Below are 20,027 nucleotides of genomic sequence, written 5' to 3' on the forward strand. Positions count from 1 at the left end.
CGACCATGACGTCTTCGAACCCTTCGAACCCGCCCCGGCCCGCGCGGCCCTCCCGGCGGGACCGCGCCGAGGCCCTGCCCGAGGACCTGCGGGAGGCGCTGCGCCGACGGCTGTCCGGACGGGCGGGCGGCGCGGCCCCGGGAGCGGCGCACGGTATACCGCGCGCCGACCGTGACCGCCCGCTGCCGTTGTCCTTCGCCCAGCAGCGCCTGTGGTTCCTGGACCGGCTGCGGCCCGGCGACGCCCGTTACAACAGCGCCGTGGCGGTGCGGCTCACCGGCGCGCTGGACCGGGCCGCGCTGGAAGCGGCCCTGGCCGCCGTCGTGGGCCGCCACGACGCGCTGCGCACGACGTTCGAGGAGACCGACGGCAGGCCGGCCCAGACCGTGCACCCGGCCGGACCGATGCCCCTGACCGTCCGGGAGGCGGCGGACGGCGTCGACGCCGCCCTGCTCGAGGAGTACTCCCGCTCCTTCGACCTGCTGCGGGGGCCGCTGCTGCGTGCCGCACTGCTGCGCGAGTCGACGACCTCGCACGTCCTGCTGCTGACGGCCCATCACATCATCGTCGACGGCTGGTCGATGGGTATCGTCCTGGACGAGCTGTGCACCGCCTACGACGCCCTCGCCCGGGGCGCCGCACCGGACCTGCCCGCGGTGCCCACGCAGTACCCGGACTTCGCGGTCTGGCAGCGCGAGCAGCTCGCCGGCGCCCGGCTGGAGCGCCATCTCGCCCACTGGAAGGAGCGGTTGGCGGGCTCGGTGGCGCCGCAGCTGCCGCTGGACCGGCCGCGGCGCGGCGAGGAGGCGGGCGCGGGCGCGGTCCACACCTTCACCGTCCCCGCCCCGCTCACGGCACGGCTGCGCGACCTCGCGAGAGAACAGCACACCACCCTCCACACGGTCCTGGTCGCGGCGGCCCAAGCCTTGCTGGCCCGCTGGTCCGGCCAGGACGACATCAGCGTCGGCTCCCTGACCCCCGGCCGGTCGAGGACGGAGCTGGAGCGGGCCGTGGGCTTCTTCGTGAACACGGTGGTGCTGCGCACCCCGGTGGAGGCGTCCGGCTCCTTCCGTGAACTGCTGGCGAAGGCCTCCGACACCGTCAACGACGCCTTCGCGCACGGCGACACGCCGTTCGAGCGGATCGTGGAGGCGGTGGGCGCGCGCCGCGAGGCAGGCCGCAACCCGCTGTTCGACGTGATGGTCCTGCTGCACCCCGACCCGCCCGCCGCCACCACCGCGCACGGACTGAAGGCCGCCACGGTCGCCGTACCCCGGCGGGCGGCCACCTTCGACCTGAGCGTCGAGTTCGTCCCCGACGGGGACCGCCTGACCGGCCTGCTGGAGTACCGCACGGATCTGTTCGACCCGGAGACGGCCGAGCGGATGGCCGGACAGCTGCTGCGGCTGCTCCAGGGCGCCGCCACCGATCCGGACCGGCCGCTCGGCACTCTGCCCCTGCTGTCCGAGCAGGAGGTACGGCAGGTCACGCACGACTGGAACGCCACAGCGGTTCCGGTCGAGGACACCACCCACCCCGAGATCTTCGAGCGCAGGGCAGCCCTGACCCCGCACGCGCTCGCCCTGGTCGCCGGCGGCGAACGCCTCGACTACGCCACGCTCAACGCGCGCGCCAACCGGCTCGCCCACCACCTCATCGCCCTCGGTGCCGGCCCTGAACAGCTGGTCGCGCTGCGGTTGCCGCGCACCGCCGACATGATCGTGGCGATCCTCGCCGTCTGGAAGGCCGGCGCGGCCTATCTGCCCCTGGACCCGGCCCTGCCCGAGGAACGCGTCCGCCACCTCCTGGACGACGCCCGTCCAGCGGTGATCCTGGACGAGGCCGCCCTGCGCGAGGTGCCCGGCACGGCACCGGACACCGACCCCACCGACGCCGACCGCCGTGCCCCGCTGCACCCGCAGCACATCGCCTACGTCATCTACACCTCCGGCTCCACGGGGCGGCCCAAGGGCGTCGCCGTCGCACACCGCTCGGCCGTCCACCTGCTGGCAGCCCACCGCGCGGGGTTCGTCGCCGACGCGGGCGGCGGCCCGCTGCGGGTCGCCCTCACCGCGTCCTTCTCCTTCGACACCTCCCTCGAAGGCGTGCTGCTGCTGGCCGACGGCCACCCGCTGCACCTGGTGGACGAGGTCACCCGGATGGATCCGGCCGCCCTGGTCGAGTACGTCGTGGAGCACCGCGTCGACTTCCTCGACGTGACGCCCTCCTATCTGCGGCAACTGCTGCCCGCCGGGCTGCTGACCGACCCCCGGCACCGCCCGCGGGTGCTGATGCTCGGCGGCGAGGCGGTCACCCCGGTCCTCTGGCGCGAGCTGGGCGCGCACCCGGACGTAGCCGCCTACAACTTCTACGGCCCCACCGAGTGCACGGTCGACGCGCTGGCCTGCCGCATCGAGGGCGACGGCCGCCCCCTGGTGGGCCGTCCCCTGCCGAACGTGCGGGCCTACGTCCTCGACGACCGGCTCCGGCCGGCTCCGGTCGGCGTCGGCGGCGAGCTGTACCTCGCGGGGGAGCAGCTGGCCCGGGGCTACGCCCGCCGCCCCGGCCTTACCGCGGCGAGGTTCCTGCCGGACCCGTTCGGCCCGCCCGGCACCCGCATGTACCGCACCGGCGATCTCGCCCGCTGGACGGCGGACGGGCGCCTCGACTACCTCGGACGCGCCGACGACCAGGTCAAGGTACGCGGGCATCGCATCGAACCCGGCGAGATCGAGGCGGCCCTGCTCGACCTGCCGGAGGTCGGCGCGGCGGCGGTGGTCGCCGTGACCGACGCGCACGCCCACACCCGGCTGGCCGCCTACGTCGTTCCCGCGCCCGGGGCGCTCCGTCCCACCCCCGCGGACCTGCGGGCGGCCCTGCGATCCGTCCTGCCGGACCACATGGTCCCGTCGTCCTTCACCGCGCTCGGCACACTGCCGCTCACCACCAGCGGCAAGCTGGACCGCCGTGCCCTGCCCGCTCCGGACCCCGAAGGAGCCGAGTCGCAGCGGGAGTTCGTCGCCGCGCGCACACCTGCCGAGGAGACCCTGGCCGGGATCTGGGCCGAGGTGCTCGGCGTGGCACGAGTCGGCGTCACGGACAACTTCTTCGAACTGGGCGGCGATTCGATCCTGAGCATCCAGGCCGTCTCCCGGGCCCGCGCCGCAGGCCTGCACCTCGCCTCACAGGACGTCTTCCGCCACCAGACGGTCGCCGGCCTGGCCGCGGCGGCGACCCGCCGCACGACCCCCGTACCCGCGCTCCGACGTCCGCACGCCGACGGACCCGCGCCGCTGACGCCGGTCCAGGAGTGGTTCTTCGCCACGCACGGCCCGTTGCGGCACTTCAGCATGTCGATGCTGCTCGACCTGCCGTACGACCTCGACATACCGGCGCTGGAGCGGGCGCTGGAGGCGGTCGTGGTCCGTCACCCCGCGCTGCGCACCCGGTTCACCCGCGACGAGGACACCTGGCAGCAGCACCCGGGCCAGGGGCCGGCCACCGGACTACTGGCCCGGCCCGCCCCGGGGACCACGCCCACCGAGGCCGCGGACGCCGCCCGCACCGCCCTGGACCCGGTCACCGGGGCCCTGCTGCGCGCGGCTCTGCTCCCCGGCGGCGAGCGGCACCAGCTGTTCCTCGCGATCCATCACCTGGTCGTGGACAGCGTCTCCTGGCGGGTACTGCTGGCCGACCTGGAACGCGCCTACCGACAGGCGGCGGCGGGCGAGGACCCGCGACCGGAGCCCGAAGGGACCCCGTTCACCCACTGGTCCCGGCGGCTCGCCGAACGGGTGCGCGCCGGCGACCTGGACGACGACCTGCCGTACTGGACCGCCGAGGCCGCCGTGGAGCGCACCCCGCTGCCCGTGGACCTGCCCGGCGTCCCGCTCGCCGGGTCCGTCCGCACCGTCCGCACCGGTGTCGACCGCGCCACCACAGAGGCGCTGCTGCGGCGGGTGCCGGGCGTGTACCGCACCCAGGTCAACGACGTCCTGCTGAGCGCGCTCGGCCGGGTGCTCGTCGACTGGACGGGCGCCGGCCGGGTGACTGTCGCCCTGGAGGGTCACGGCCGCGAGGAGGACCTGGTCGAGGGCGCCGATCTCTCCCGGACGGTCGGCTGGTTCACCACCCAGTACCCCGTCACCCTCACCCCGACGGACCCGGGCGACTGGGGCGCCACCCTCAAGGCCGTCAAGGAGGGGCTGCGCGCCGTGCCGCGGCGCGGCCTGAGCTACCAGGCCCTGGCCCACCTCGGCTCACCGCGTCCGGAGGCCCGTGCCCTGCGGGACCTGCCGCTGCCGCAGGTCTGCTTCACCTACCACGGGCAGTGGGAGGCCGCGGACGGCCGGGACTTCACTCCCGCCGCCGACGTGCCCGGTCGGGACATCGACCCCGCGGAGCCCCTGGACCACCTCCTGGACGTCTCCGCCGCGGTCACCGACGGTCGGCTGGAGATCACCTGGCACTACAGCGACCAGGTGCACCGGGCGGAGACGGTGCGCGCGCTGGCCGACGGGATGGTCCGGGCCCTCGCCGCCATCGTCGAGCACTGCGCCCGGCCCGGAGCCGGCGGCCGTACCCCCTCCGACTTCCCGCTGGCCCGCCTGGACCAGGCGGCCGTGGACGCTCTCGTCGGAGACGGGCGGGACGTGGAGGACCTGCTGCCGCTCACCCCGCTCCAGGAGGGCATGCTCTTCCACCGTCTGGTCGGCGGGCCGGACGACGTGTACGTCGACCAGGCCGCGTTGCTGCTGGACGGCGTGAACGACCCCGCCGCCCTGGCCGTGGCCTGGCAGCGGGTGACCGACCGCACGCCCGCGCTGCGCACTTCGGTGGTGTGGGAGGGCGTCCCCGTGCCTCTCCAGGTCGTCCACCGGGAGGCCCGGCTCCACGTCGAGCAGGTGGACTGGCGCACGCTCGCGCCGCGAGAACGGGCCGAGCGGCTCGACGGGCTGCGCGCCGACGATCTCGCGCGCGGACTGGACCTCGGCAGCGCGCCGCTGATGCGGCTCACCCTCGTCCGGCTGCCCGACGCCCGCGTGCAGCTGCTGTGGACCTCCCACCATCTGATCCTGGACGGCTGGAGTCTGGCCCAGGTTCTCAGCGAGGTCTTCGGCGAGTACGCCGCTCTCACCTCCGGCAGCGAACCGCGGCCCCCGGCGCGGCGCCCGTTCGGCGACTATGTGCGCTGGCTGGCCGACCAGGACGGCGACGCCGCACGCGCGTACTGGCGGGACGTCCTCGAGGGCTTCGCGACCCCCACCCCGCTGCCGGTCGACCGCGTCCGGCGACCCGGACACGAGAGCCGCTCGGCGGCCGTGCACACCGCCGCACTGCCCGACGAGGTGTCTGCCCGGCTGACCCGCACCGCCCGGGCCGCCGGGCTGACCCTCGGCACCGTGGTGCAGGGCGCCTGGGCACTGCTGCTGTCCCGCTACAGCGGAGAGCGGGACGTGCTGTTCGGGACCACGGTCTCCGGCCGTCCCGACGACCTGCCCGGCGTCGAGTCGATGGTGGGCATGTTCATCAACACCCTGCCGACGCGCGTGCGCGTCGACGGCGCCCGTGCCGCCACCGCCTGGCTCAGGGAGCTGCAGGAGGCACAGGCCGCGGCGCGGCGGTTCGCCGCGGTGTCGCTCGCCGAGCTGACCGGTCTGAGCGAGGTGCCCGCCGGCACCGCCCTGTTCGACAGCATGGTCGCCTTCGAGAACTACCCCTTCGACGAGGCCGGTTCCGCCGGCTCGGGCATCCGCCTGGCCGACGTCTCCTCCCGGGACGCCACCAACTATCCGCTCGTGCTGCGGGCCTACCAGGGCGAGCGTCTCGGCTTCGACCTGGCCTACGACCCGAAGCTGTTCGACGCTGCCACCGTAGGCGATCTGGCCGAGCGGCTCTGCCTGCTCCTCACCGGCCTGGCCGACGATCCCGACCGTCCGCTCGCCCGCCTCGCCTGGACGACCGCCTGCGAGGAAAGGCGCATCCTCCGGGACTGGAACGGCACCGAGGAGGGCCGGCCGGCCGACACCCTGGTGGACCTCTTCGAGGCACAGGCCGCCCGTACCCCGCACGCCGAAGCCGTGGCCTGCGGCGACGACCGCCTCGACTATGCCACGCTGGACAGCCGGTCCAACCGGCTGGCCCACCGGCTCGCCGAACTGGGCGCCGGCCCCGAACGGTTCGTGGCCCTCGCGCTGCCCCGCTCCACCGACCTGGTGGTGGCCGTCCTCGCCGTCCTGAAGACCGGCGCCGCCTATCTGCCCATCGATCCGAAGCTGCCCGCAGAACGCGTCGCGCACCTGATCGCCGACGCCGGGCCGGCCGCGCTGGTGACCGCGTCCGGGGCCACGGCCGGCCCGTCGGTGCCCCTGGTGCGCCTGGACGACCCCGGCGTGCGCGCCGACCTGGCCCGGCGACCGGCCACCGGGCCGGCGGACCCGGCCCGCCGCCCGCTGCCCGAAAGCCCCGCCTACGCCATCTACACCTCCGGCTCCACCGGCCGCCCCAAGGGCGTCGTCGTGCCGCACGTGAACGTGGTCCGGCTGTTCACCCGCACCGCGCACTGGTTCGGCTTCGGCGCCGACGACGTGTGGACGCTGTTCCACTCCTATGCCTTCGACTTCTCGGTGTGGGAGCTGTGGGGCCCGCTGCTGCACGGCGGGCGGCTCGTCGTCGTCCCCGACGACACCGCCCGCTCCCCGGAGGACTTCCTGCGCCTGCTCGCCGACGAGCGGGTCACCGTCCTCAACCAGACCCCGTCAGCCTTCTACCCGCTGGTGGGCGCCGACGTCGAACACCCCGAACTCGCCGCCCGGCTGGCGCTGCGCACGGTGATCTTCGGCGGCGAGGCGCTGGACGTGGCACGGCTGGCCGACTGGTACACCCGCCACCCGGACACCGCACCACGTCTGGTGAACATGTACGGCATCACCGAGACCACCGTGCACGTCACCTACGCCCCGCTGGAAGCCGGCACGGGCCGCCACGGTGGCGCGAGCCCCATCGGCACCGGCATCCCCGACCTGCGCGTCTACGTCCTCGACGAGGCGCTCAGGCCCGTGCCGGCCGACGCCGTGGGCGAGATGTACGTGGCGGGCGAGGGCCTGGCGCGCGGCTACCTGAACCGGCCCGGCCTGACCGCGACCCGCTTCGTCGCCGACCCGTTCGGCCGTCCCGGCACGCGCATGTACCGCACCGGGGACCGGGCCCGATGGCGGGCCGACGGCACCCTGGAGTACCTGGGCCGGGCCGACCAGCAGGTGAAGATCCGCGGCTACCGCATCGAACCCGGCGAGATCGAGGCCGCCCTGCACACCCACCCGGGCGTCGGCGCGGCGACCGTGGGTGTGTACGAGGACCCCTCCGGCACCCGGCGGCTGGTGGCCCACGTCGTCGGCACCGGCAGCGGCGACCGCGCCGCGCCGCCACCGCCGGCCGCCGCGCTCCGTGCCCACCTGGAGCGGTCGCTGCCCGCGCACATGGTGCCGGCCGCCTATGTCCCGATGGCGGCCCTGCCACTCACCGTCAACGGCAAGCTGGACCGCCGGGCCCTGCCGGCACCGGGACCGGACGGCTTCGCCACCGGTGCCGAGCGGACCGCGCCGCGCACACCCGCCGAGCGGCTCGTCGCCGCCGCCTGGACGGACGTCCTGGACACCGACGAGGTCGGCGCCGGGGACGACTTCTTCGCCCTCGGCGGGGACTCCCTCCTCGCCGTCCGGGTCACCTCCCGGTTGCGCACTGCCTTCGGCCAGGATGTCTCGCCCCGCCTGCTGTTCACCCACTCCACACTGGCGGACCTCGCGGCAGCCCTCGGCGACCCGCCCGCCGAGCCCGGCGCCGAGGACGACCTCATCCCGGCCACCGGCCCGGAGACACCGGCGCCCTTGTCGTATCCCCAGCAACGGCTGTGGTTCCTCGACCGGTTCGAACCCGGGAGCACCGAGTACACGACCCTGTCCGTCCTGCGGCTGCGCGGTCGGCTCGACGTCTCCGCCCTGCGGACGGCCCTGGACGGCCTGGTCACCCGCCACGAGTCGCTGCGCACGACGTTCGTCGAACACGACGGACAGGCACGTCAGGTCGTCCACCCGCCGAGCCCCATGGACCTCCGCGTGGAGGAGACGGCCGACCGCGCCGCCCTGGACGCCCTCCTGCGCGATGAGGCCGCCACGCCCTTCGACCTGACCACCGGGCCGCTGCTGCGCGCCCGCGTGGGCCGCCTCGCTCCCGAGGAGCACGTCCTCGTCCTGGCACTGCACCACATCGTCACCGACGGCTGGTCCCTGGGAGTGTTGGGCCGCGACCTCACCGAGCTGTACACGGCGGCCCTCGAACACCGCACCCCGGACCTGCCCGCGCTGCCCGTCCGCTACGCCGACTACGCCGCCTGGCAGCGCACCCGCACCGGACACGCCGAGGCCGACCTCGCCCATTGGCGCCGGGTGCTCGACGGAGTCACCCCGCTGGAGCTGCCCACCGACCGGCCGCGTCCCGCCGTCCGCACTCGCGAGGGCGCCCTGGTCACCTTCACCGTGCCGGCGGCCCTCACCGAGCGACTGATCGAGCGGGGCCGGCAGGCCGACTCCACCCTCTACATGATCCTGCTGGCGGCCTGTCAGGTGCTGCTCGCCCGCTGGGCCGGTCAGGAGGACCTCACCGTCGGCACCGTCACGGCGGGCCGGGAGAGGCACGAACTGCGGGACGTGGTCGGCATGTTCGTCAACACGCTGGTGCTGCGCGCCCGAGTCCGTCCCGAGCTGCCGTTCCACGAGCTGCTGGCCCAGGTGCGCGAGACCGTCCTGGACGCCTTCGCGCACCAGGACGTTCCCTTCGAGCAGGTGGTGGACACACTCCAGCCGGAGCGTGACACCAGCCGCACCCCCCTGTTCCAGGTCATGGTGGCCCTGCACAACCTGGGCACCGAGACACCCCGGCTGCCGGGCCTGGAGGCGGAGCCGGTGACCCCGCCGGTCCGCAACGCCACGTTCGACCTCGCCTTCGACTTCGTGGAACGGGACGGTGGCCTCACCGGCTACCTGGAGTACAACACCGGCCTGTTCGACGCGGAGACCGCCGAGCGTGTGGCGGGCCGCCTGGGAATCCTGCTCCAGGCCGTGGCCGACCACCCGGAGCGTGCCGTGGGCGACCTTCCGCTGATGACCGACGCCGAGCGCCGGCAGGTGCTCAGGTATGGAGAGGGCAGCCGGCTGCCCTGGCCGGACACCACCTTCCCCGCCCTGTTCGAGGCGCAGGCCGCGCGTACCCCGCACCACACCGCCCTGGTCGCCCGCGACATCACCCTCGACTTCGCGGCGCTGAACGAGCGGGCCAACCGGCTCGCCCACCACCTCGTCGCGCTCGGCGCCGGCCCCGAGCGTGTGGTCGCGGTACGGCTGCCGCGCACCGCCGACCTGGTGGTGGCGGTGTTCGCGGTCCTCAAGGCGGGCGCCACGGTGCTCTGCATCGATCCCGAACTCCCGCAAGAGCGCGTGGAGTTCCTGCTCCAGGACGCCAGACCGCACACCCTGCTGACCGGGCTCGGCGAGGTGCCCTTCGACCGGCTGCCCGCCCACGACCCCACCGACGACGACCGGATCCGGCCCCTGCTGCCGCAGCACACCGCCTACATCGTCTACACCTCGGGCTCCACCGGCCGCCCCAAGGGCGTCGCCGTCGAACACCGGCAGCTCGTCAACCTCTGCCACGACCACCGAGCGAACCTGCTCTTGCCGCACGTCTCGGACGGGCGGCGCCTGCGGGCCGCTCTCAGCGCCTCCTTCTCCTTCGACACCTCCTGGGAAGGGCCGCTGCTGCTCGCCCTCGGCCACGAGGTGCACCTCGTGGCCGAGGACGTGCGCCTGGACCCGGAGGCGTTCTGCACGCAGGTCACCGAGCACCGCCTGGACCTGGTGAACGTCACCCCCACCTTCCTGCGTGAGCTTGTCTCCGCCGGTCTGCTCGCGCCCGGCCGGCACCGTCCGGGGCTGCTGCTCGTCGGCGGCGAGGCCGTCACCACCGCGACCTGGCGGGAACTGGCCGACGCCGAGAGGGACTCGGGAGTCATCGCGTACAACATGTACGGGCCGACCGAGTGCACCGTCGACGCCGTCTACGGCCGCTGCGCCGACCACCCCGACCGGCCGGTCATCGGCCGTCCCGGCGGCAACCTGCGGGCCTACGTGCTCGACGACGCCCTGCGCCCGGTACCGCCCGGTGTCCCGGGCGAACTGTATCTGGCCGGGGCCCAGGTGGCCCGTGGCTACCTGAACCGGCCCGGCCTGACCGCCGCCCGTTTCCTGGCCGACCCATTCGGCGCGCCGGGAGAGCGGATGTACCGCACCGGTGACCGGGCCCGCTGGGACCGGAGCGGGCTGCTGGAGTTCCTCGGCCGCGTCGACGAGCAGGTCAAGATCCGCGGGTTCCGCATCGAGCCCGGCGAGGTGGAGGCCGCGCTCCTCGCGCACCCGGACGTGGCGGACGCCGCCGTGGCCGCGCGCGAGCACGCGGGCCGTCCGATGCTCGTCGCCTATGTGGTGCCCGCCGACGACCGCGTCCCCACCGGTGACGCACTGCGCGCGGAGCTGCGCCGCACCCTGCCCGACCACATGGTGCCCGCCGCCTTCGTCACCCTGGACCGCATCCCCCACACCACCAGCGGCAAGACGGACCGGCGCGCGCTGCCCGCCCCGCCCGACCGGCCCGACGACGCCACGCCGTACGTCGCCCCTCGCCCCGGCGCCGAGGAACGGCTCGCCGTGATCTGGGCAGAGGTGCTCGGCGTCGAAAGGGTCGGGGCACGGGACAACTTCTTCGCGCTCGGCGGCGACTCCATCCTCAGCATCCAGATCGTCTCCCGTGCCCGGCAGGCCGGACTCGCCCTCAGCACCAAGGACGTCTTCCGGCACCAGACCGTCGCCGAACTCGCCCTGTGCGCGGGCCGGCCCGCCGCGCGCCCCGCCGCCACCGGCGACGCACCGCCCTGCGAGGCGCCGCTCACCCCCATCCAGCACTGGTACCTCGACGGCCGTGACCCCGCCGGAAAGCTCCGCTTCAGCATGACCCAGCGGCTGTCGTCCGCCCCGGGCACCGACCCGTCGGCCCTGCAGCGGGCGGCGGAGGCCGTCGTCGGCCGGCACGCGGCCCTGCGCACGCGCTTCACTCACACCGGCACCGGCTGGCTCCAGGAGGTTCTGGCCGGCCCACCGCAGACGGTCTTCACCCGGCACGACGTGGCTGCACTGGACGGCCCGGCGCTGGAGGAAGAGGCCCAGCGGCTCACGGAGGAGGCGCAAGCCGCGCTCGACCCCCACACGGGCCGGGTCGTGCGGATCCTGTTCCTCGACCGCGGCCCCGACCGCTGCGGACAACTCGTCGTCAGCGCACACCACTTGGTGATCGACGGCGTCTCCTGGCGCATCCTGCTGGCGGACCTGGAAGCCGCGTACCGGGCGGCAGCCGCCGGACGGCCCGTGGAGCTTCCGCCCGCGGGCACCTCCTACGGCCACTGGGCCGAACGGCTCGACGCGCACACGCGAGCCGGCGCTCTGGACGCCGACCTGCCGTATTGGACGCGCACCTGCGCGGCCCCGGCCGCGCTGCCCGCCGGCCGGCCCGGCCGCAACACCCACGCCACCGCAGCCACCGTCACGGTCACGCTCGACCCGGAGACCACCGACGCCCTTCTGCGGCAGGTCCCCGAGACCTACCGCACCCAGGTCAACGACGTCCTCCTGAGCGCACTCGGCCGCACCCTGACCCGCTGGTGCGGGCGGGACACCGTCCTGCTGGGGGTGGAGGGACACGGCCGCGAGGACCTCTTCGAGGACCTGGACCTGTCGCGGACGGTGGGCTGGTTCACCGCCGAGTTCCCCCTCGCGCTGCGCGTCGGCCCCGACGCCGGCTGGCACGACACCCTGCGCTCGGTGAAGGAGCAGCTGCGCGAGGTCCCGCTGCACGGCCTCAGCCACGGCGCCCTGCGTCACCTCGTGCCCGGCAGTCCGCTCACCGGTGCCCCGGCCCCGCAGATCGGCTACAACTACCACGGACGGTGGGACGCCGGGACCGGTGACGGCCTGTACCGCGCGTCACTGCCTCCGGCCGGCCGCGACACCGACCCCGACGAGGTGCGCCCCTATCTCCTGGACGTCACGGGCGTGGTCCAGGACGGGCGGCTCGAACTCGCCTGGACCTATCCGACGGAGGTCTACGACCAGGAAACCGTCGGCCGGCTGGCCGACGAGACGGTCGCGGCCCTGCGCGACATCGTGGCGCACTGTGCCCGCCCCGGTACCGGCGGCCGTACCCCCTCCGACTTTCCCCTGGCCGACCTGTCGCAGGACCAGCTGGACCGGCTCGTCGGCGACGGCCGCGCGGTGGAGGATGTCCTGCCGCTGACCCCGCTGCAGTCCGGCATGCTCTTCCACGGACTCGTCGGCACCGAGGGCGCCTACTTCGGCCGCACCGCCGTGCGGCTGTCCGGGGTGGCCGACCCGCGCGCGTTCGCCGAGGCCTGGCAGCAGGTCGCCGACCGCACTCCGGCGTTGCGGACCAGCGTGCACTGGCGGGGCCTGCCCCACCCGGTCCAGGTGGTGCACCGCCGGGTCGAGCTGCCCGTCACCCACCTCGACTGGAGGCACGTGGGCCCGGAACAGCGGGCGGAGGAGACCGAGCGGCTGCTGGCCGAGGACCGCGCCACCGGCGTGGACCTCACCACCGCACCCCTCACCCGCCTCACGCTGGCCGCTCTGCCGGGCGACGAGGTGCTGCTGCTGTGGTCCACCCACCACATCGCCCTGGACGGCTGGAGCACCGGGCAGCTGCTCACCGAGGTGTGCGAGCGGTACGCGGCGCTCACCGGCGGCACGCAGGCGCCACCCCCGGCGCGGCGGCCGTTCGCCGACTTCCTGCGCTGGCTGCGCGACCAGGACGAGACGGCCGCCGAACAGCACTGGGCCGACACCCTCGCCGGCTTCACCGCCCCCACGCCCCTGCCGTACGACCGCACGCCGGCCGAGGCGCACCGGTCCAGCTCCACCGCAGCCGTCCCTCGAGAGCTGGACGAGCGCGTCTCCCGGCGGCTGCGGGAGACCGCCGCCCGCGCCGGACTCACCGTCAACACGGTGGTGGAGGGCGCCTGGGCGCTGCTGCTCGCCCGCTCCTGCGGACGCGACGACGTGGTCTTCGGCACCACGGTCTCCGGCCGCCCGGCCGAACTGCCCGGCGTGGAGGGCATGATCGGCATGTTCATCAACACGGTGCCGACCCGGGTGCGGATCACCGGGGGAGGGGTGCTGCCGTGGCTGCGCACCCTGCAGGAGCGGCAGAGCGACGCCCGGCGCTTCGACTTCCTCGCCCTGCCCCGTATCCGGGCCACCGCCGACGTGCCGCCCGACGAGGCCCTGTTCGACAGCATGGTGGTGTTCGAGAACTACCCCGTCGACGCGTCGGCCACGGCCCGCACCGGCGTCCACGTGGTGGAGGTGCGCGCCGTCGACGCCACCACCTTCCCGTGGTGCCTGCGCGCGCACCTCGCCGAACGGCTCGGCTTCGACCTGGCCTACGATCCCGAGCTGTTCGACCAGGCCACCGCCGAGCGCGCCGCCGACCGGCTGACCGCGCTGCTCACCGCCCTGGCCGAAGGCGTCGACGGCTCCGTCGACGACCTGGACCCGCTCACCCGGGCCGACCGGGAGCTGCTGGCGTCCTGGAACACCACCGCCCGCCGGGCGGACCCGCGCAGCCCCGTGGAGCTGTTCGCGGAGCAGGCACGCCGCACCCCCGGCGCCGAGGCCGTGCAGGACGGCGAACGCCGGCTGACCTACCGTGAGCTCGCGGAGTGGTCCGGCCGGCTCGCCGCCCGGCTGCTGGCCCGAGGACTGGCCCCCGAGGACCGGGTGGCGCTCCTGATGGACCGCTCGGCGGAACTCGTGGTCGCCCAGCTCGCGGTCCTCGCCGCGGGCGGCGCCTACGTGCCCGTCGACACCCGTGCCCCCGAGGAACGCCGCCGTGAGCTGATCGCGCAAGCAGGCGTCACGGTCCGGCTCACCGCGGCCGACGTCAGCGCCGCGCGCACACCCGCCCCGGACGAGCCTGTGCCGGCCGCCGGGCCCCGGGCCGCCGCCTCCGGCACCGGCACCGGCACCGGCACCGGCACGGCGGGCGTGCAACCGCCGCCCGCCGATCCCGACCGGCTGGCGTACGTGATGTTCACCTCCGGCTCCACCGGCCGGCCCAAGGCCGTGGCGGTACGGCACCGCGACGTGGCGGCGCTGGCCACGGACAGCCGTTTCGCCGGCGGGGTGTGCGCACGGGTGCTGCTGCACTCGCCGGTGGCCTTCGACGCCGCCACCTTCGAGGTGTGGGCACCGCTGCTCACCGGCGGCTGCGTGGTCGTGGCACCCGGCGGCGGCGTGGACGCGGCGCTGCTGCGGCGCTCGGCCGCCGACGGGGGGCTGACGGCGCTGTGGCTGACCGCCGGTCTCTTCCGGCTGCTCGCGCAGGACGCACCGGACTGCTTCGAGGGCCTGCGGGAGGTGTGGACCGGCGGTGACGTCGTCCCCGCGGCGGCGGTGCGCCGGGTGCTCGACGCCTGCCCGGGCCTGACCGTGGTGGACGGCTACGGGCCCACCGAGACCACGACCTTCGCCACCTCCTACGCCCTCACGGACGCGGCGGCCGTCCCCGGGACCGTGCCCATCGGCCACCCGCTGGACGACGTCCGGGTGCACGTCCTCGACGCCCGGCTCCGGCCCGTCCCGCCGGGCTGCGCCGGCGAACTGTACATCGCCGGCGAGGGCGTGGCCCGCGGCTACCTGGGCCGTCCCGGCGACACCGCGGCCCGCTTCCTCGCCGACCCCTGCGGTCCGCCCGGCACCCGCATGTACCGCACCGGCGACCTGGCCGGACGCCGCCCCGACGGCACCGTCGAGTTCCTCGGGCGCGCCGACGACCAGGTGAAGATCCGTGGTTTCCGGGTGGAGCCCGGTGAGGCCGAGGCCGTGCTCGCGGCCCACCCGGAGGTCCGGGACGTCGCCGTGCTGGCCCGCGAGGACCGGCCCGGCGCCAAGCGGCTGGTCGCCTACGTCGTCGGCCCGGCCGGTCAGGACCCGGAGGAGCTGCGCGCTTTTGCCGCCCGCGTCCTGCCCGACTACCTCGTGCCCTCCGCGTTCGTCCCGCTCGACGCCCTTCCGCTGAGCGGCAACGGCAAGGTCGACCGGGCGGCCCTCCCGGCGCCGGAGTCCCTCGCCGGGCGCGAGCGCGTCGAGCCCCGCACCGGGGCCGAGCGGCACGTCGCGGAGATCTTCGCCGAGGTCCTGGGCACCGAACCACCCGGCGTGGAGGACGACTTCTTCCAGCTGGGCGGCGACTCGATCCTCAGCATCCGGCTCGCCTCCCGTCTCGCGGAGGCTTTCGGCACCGACCTCACCCCGCGGGAGGTGTTCACCCTTCCCACACCGGCCGCGCTGGCCGAGCTGCTCACCGAAACGCGCGGCACCGCAGGCCGGGCCATCGTGCCCGTCACCCGCGACGCCACGGCACCCATGTCGTACGCCCAGCAACGCCTGTGGTTCCTCCAGGAGTTCGCCCCCGGCGGCGCCGAGTACGTCACCGCGCTCGCGCTGCGCCTGCGCGGCACCCTGCGCACCGATGCCCTCGGAGCGGCCCTCACCGCCCTGGTTGCCCGGCACGAGTCGCTGCGCACCACCTTCGACAGCGTGGACGGCCACGGCATCCAGACCGTCCACCCGCCGCACGCCGTACCGCTGTCCCTGAGGGACCTGTCCCCCCTGCCGGGGGACGAGCGCGAGCCGGTCCTGCGCCGGGTGCTCGCCGACGAGCGCACCCGCCCCTTCGACCTGCGCCAAGGCCCGCTGCTGCGCGCCGGACTGGTCCGGCTGGCCGCCGACGACCACATCCTGACCCTCACCCTGCACCACATCGTCACCGACGGCTGGTCGACCTCGGTGCTGCTGGGCGACCTGGCCCACCTCTACCGCGCCGAACTGGGCGTCGCCGAGGGCGAGCTGCCCGCGCTCGAGGTGCAGTACGCCGACTACGCCCACTGGCAGCGCACGGCCGGTGACTCCGGCACGGACGAGCAGCTGGGCTACTGGAAGGAGCGACTCGCCGGCATCGAACCGCTGGAGCTGCCCACCGACCGGCCCCGGCCGCCGGTGCGCACCAGCAACGGTGCGACCGCCCGGCTGGTGGTGCCCGCGCGGACCGCCCGGCGCGTCACCCGGCTCGCCCGTGACCGGGGCACCACTCTGTTCACCGCACTCGTCGCCGCCGTGCAGGTCTACCTGGCCCGGCTGTCCGGCGGGCAGGACATCGCCGTCGGCACCGTCACCTCGGGCCGGGACCGGCCGGAGACCCAGGCACTCGTCGGGTTCTTCGTCAACACCCTGGTGCTGCGCTCCCGGGTCGACGCCGAACGGCCGTTCACCGATTTCCTCACCGAGGTGCGGCAGACGGTGCTGGACGCCTTCGCCCACCAGGACGTGCCGTTCGAACGGGTGGTGGACGAGGTGCAGCCGGCCCGCGACACCAGCCGCAGCCCGCTCTTCCAGGTCATGGTCGTCCTGCAGAACACCCCGGCGGCCGGTTTCGAGCTGCCCGGCCTGCACGTCACCGACGTAGAACCCGACTCCGAACAGGCAGCGTTCGATCTCACGCTGGAGTTCGCCGAGACCGGCACCGGAGCGCTGCACGGCCTGATCACCTACAACACCGACCTGTTCGACGCCGCCACCGCCGAGCGGATCGCCGGCCAGCTGGGCGTCCTGCTCGCAGCCGTCGCCGAGGACCCCGGGCGTCCGCTCGGCGCCCTGCCGCTGACGTCCGACGACGAGCTGAAAGGCCTGCTGGACCAGGGGCGGGGCACCTTCCGCCCGGTGCCCGAGACGACCCTGCCCGCCCTGTTCCAACAGCAGGCGGCCCGCACCCCGGACGCGGTGGCGCTGGTGGACGGCGACCGCGAACTGACGTACGCGCAGGTCGACCGGGCCGCCAACCGGCTGGCGCACCGGCTCATCCGGGACGGCGTCGGACCGGAGCGGGTGGTGGCGCTCGCCCTGCCCCGCTCGGCGGCGACGGTGGTGGCCCAGCTCGCCGTCACCAAGGCCGGCGGCGCCTTCCTGCCCGTCGACCCGGACTATCCCGCGCCGCGCAGGGAGTTCATGGTCCGCGACGCGCACGCCCACCTGGTGCTCGACGACCCGGCCGGGATCTGGGCCGCCGACGGACCGGACACGGCGCCCACGGACGCCGACCGCGGCGCAGCGCTCACCCCCGCCCACCCCGCCTACGTCATCTACACCTCGGGCTCGACCGGCACCCCCAAGGGCGTGGTGGTGACCCACCGGGGTCTGGCCTCCTTCGCCGCGGCCGCCGCCGAGCAGTATGCGGCGGGACCCGGCGACCGGGTCCTGCAGTTCGCCTCGCCCAGCTTCGACGCCTCCGTGCTGGAGCTGTGCGTGTCCCTGCTCAGCGGAGCCGCGCTGGTGACAGGGGAGGAGGGGCCGCTGGTCGGCGAGCGGCTGGCCGAGGTGCTCGCCGAACGGCGCATCAGCCACACCCTGATCCCCCCGGCGGCCCTGGCCACCGTCCCTGCGGAGACCGCCGCCCTGCCCACGCTGCGCACCCTGATCGTCGGCGCCGAGGCCTGCCCCGCCGACCTGGTCGAGACCTGGGCGCCCGGCCGCCGGATGATCAACTCCTACGGCCCCACCGAGGCCACCGTCGTCGCCACCTGGACCGGCCCGCTGTCCCCGGGTGCGGGCGCCCCGCCCATAGGCCGCCCCTCCGGCAGCACCCGGGTGTATGTCCTCGACGCCGCCCTGCGTCCCGTACCGCCGGGCGTGACGGGGGAGTTGTACGTCGCCGGGCCCGGCGTGGCCCGCGGCTACCTGGACCGGCCGGGACTGACCGCCGGGCGGTTCGTCGCCGACCCGTTCGGCGCGCCCGGGGAGCGGATGTACCGCACCGGCGACCTGGTGCGCTGGACCACCGACGGCCGGCTCCGGTTCGCCGGACGCGCGGACGACCAGATGAAACTGCGCGGCTTCCGCATCGAGCCCGGGGAGGTCGAGAGCGCGCTGCGCCGCAGCCCCCTGGTGCGGGACGCCGTGGTCACCGTGCGCGCGGACGCGCAGCGGGACGGGGCGCCCGCCGGCCCCGCCCGGCTCGTGGCCTACCTCGTCCGGGCGGAGGCGTCCGGTGACGCGGGCCTGCCCGTCGGGGAGCTGCGGCAACACCTGGGCGCGCTGCTGCCGCCGCACATGGTGCCCTCGGTCTTCGTGCCGCTCGCACGGCTGCCGCTCACCCCGAACGGCAAGACCGACCGACGTGCCCTGCCCGCCCCGGGACCCGCGCAGGCCGCGGACGGGTCGCGCACCCCTGTACGCACCGACACCGAGCGCCGGATCGCCCGGATCTGGTCCGACGTGCTGGGTGTCGAGGAGATCGGCGCCGACGACAACTTCTTCGCCCTCGGCGGCGACTCCATCCTGAGCATGCAGGTGGTGTCGCGACTGCGCCGGGACGGCCTGCATGTGGCGACCCGGGACCTGTTCACCCACCAGACCGTGGCAGAACTCGCCGGCGTCGTCCGCACCGCGCCCCGGCGCACCGAGCACGGACCCGTGACCGGCGAGGTGCCGCTCACCCCGATCCAGCGGTGGTTCCTCACCACTCCACGCGCCGCCCACCACCACTTCAACCAGTCCGCCCTGCTGGAACTCGACGGTGTCCCCGACATGGCCGCGCTGCGCGCGGCGCTCGACGCCCTGCCGGAGCACCACGACGCCCTGCGCATGCGGTTCACGCGCAAGGAGGACAGCTGGCGCCAGTTCAACCCGCCGCCCGCCGGGCACCACGGCATCCTCGTCCACCACGACCTGGCGGGCCTGTCCGCCGAAGAGGCCGACGCGGCGATGGAGAAGGCCGCCGACGACCTGCACACCGGCTTCGACCTGTCCGCCGGCCCGAAGCTGCGGGCGGCCCTGTTCACGGGTGACCCGGACCGGCCGGTGTTCCTCCTCCTCGTCGCCCACCACCTGGTCGTCGACGCCGTCTCCTGGCGCATCCTGCGCGACGACCTGGAGACCGCCTACCGGCAGGCGGCCGACGGCGGCCCGGTGGACCTCGGGGAGCGCAGCACCAGCTTCCGTGACTGGTCCCGAGGGCTGGCCGCGCACGTCGCCGAGGGCGGTCTCGACCACGAACTGCCCTACTGGGAGGAGGCGGTGCGCGCCGAACCCGGCCCCCGGGACCTGGCGCCGGGCCCCGAGGCGGCCCCGACCGCCGTGGTGAGCGTCGAACTCGCCGAGGAGGACACCACCGCCCTGCTGCGCTCGGCCCCGACCGCCTACCGCACCCGGGTCAACGACGTGCTGCTCGCCGCGCTCGCCCTCGCCCTGGCCCGCTGGACCGGGCGCGACCGGGTCCGCCTCGACCTGGAGGGGCACGGCCGTGAGGATCTGCTCGACGGGGTCGACCTGTCCCGCACCGTCGGCTGGTTCACCACCGTGCACCCGGTCGTCCTGCGGGTCCCCGACCCCGAAGACCTCGGGCCCGGCCGGGACTGGCGGTCCCTGGTGAAGTCGGTGCGCCGGCAGCTGCGCGCCGTACCGGGCAACGGCATCGGCTTCGGCGCGCTGCGCACCTTCGGCCCGCCGGAGGTGCGCGAGCGCCTCGCCGGCACCGCGCACGGCCAGGTGGTGTTCAACTACCTCGGCCAGTGGGACGCCCGCGCCGAGAACGCGGACGGCGGCCTGGTGCGTGCCGAGCACGGCTCGTTCGGACAGGACCACGACCCCCGCGACCCCGGCTCCCACCTGGTCGAGGTGGTGGGGGCGGTGCAGCACGGCCGCCTCGCCTTCACCTGGCACCACCGGCCCGGCGTCCACGACACGGCCACGGTACGGCGCACAGCGGAGGAGTTCGCCGCGGCCCTGCGGCACATCGCCCGGCACGCCCGAGGAGGCCTGTGACGAGCTGCCGGGCGCGGCGGGGACCGGGACGCG

At 75.0% G+C, this 20,027-nt stretch carries 1 protein-coding gene; it reads left to right on the forward strand.

Annotation, left to right across the window (positions count from 1 at the left end):
- Positions 1–5: 5 nt before the first annotated feature.
- A complete protein-coding gene (locus tag AB0N17_RS14395; protein WP_366011603.1) occupies positions 6–19,994 on the forward strand; it encodes a non-ribosomal peptide synthase/polyketide synthase in 19,989 nt (6,662 codons plus the stop codon).
- Positions 19,995–20,027: the final 33 nt, after the last annotated feature.

Source organism: Streptomyces sp. NPDC051133, from assembly GCF_040682635.1.
In the GTDB taxonomy this organism is placed as follows: domain Bacteria; phylum Actinomycetota; class Actinomycetes; order Streptomycetales; family Streptomycetaceae; genus Streptomyces.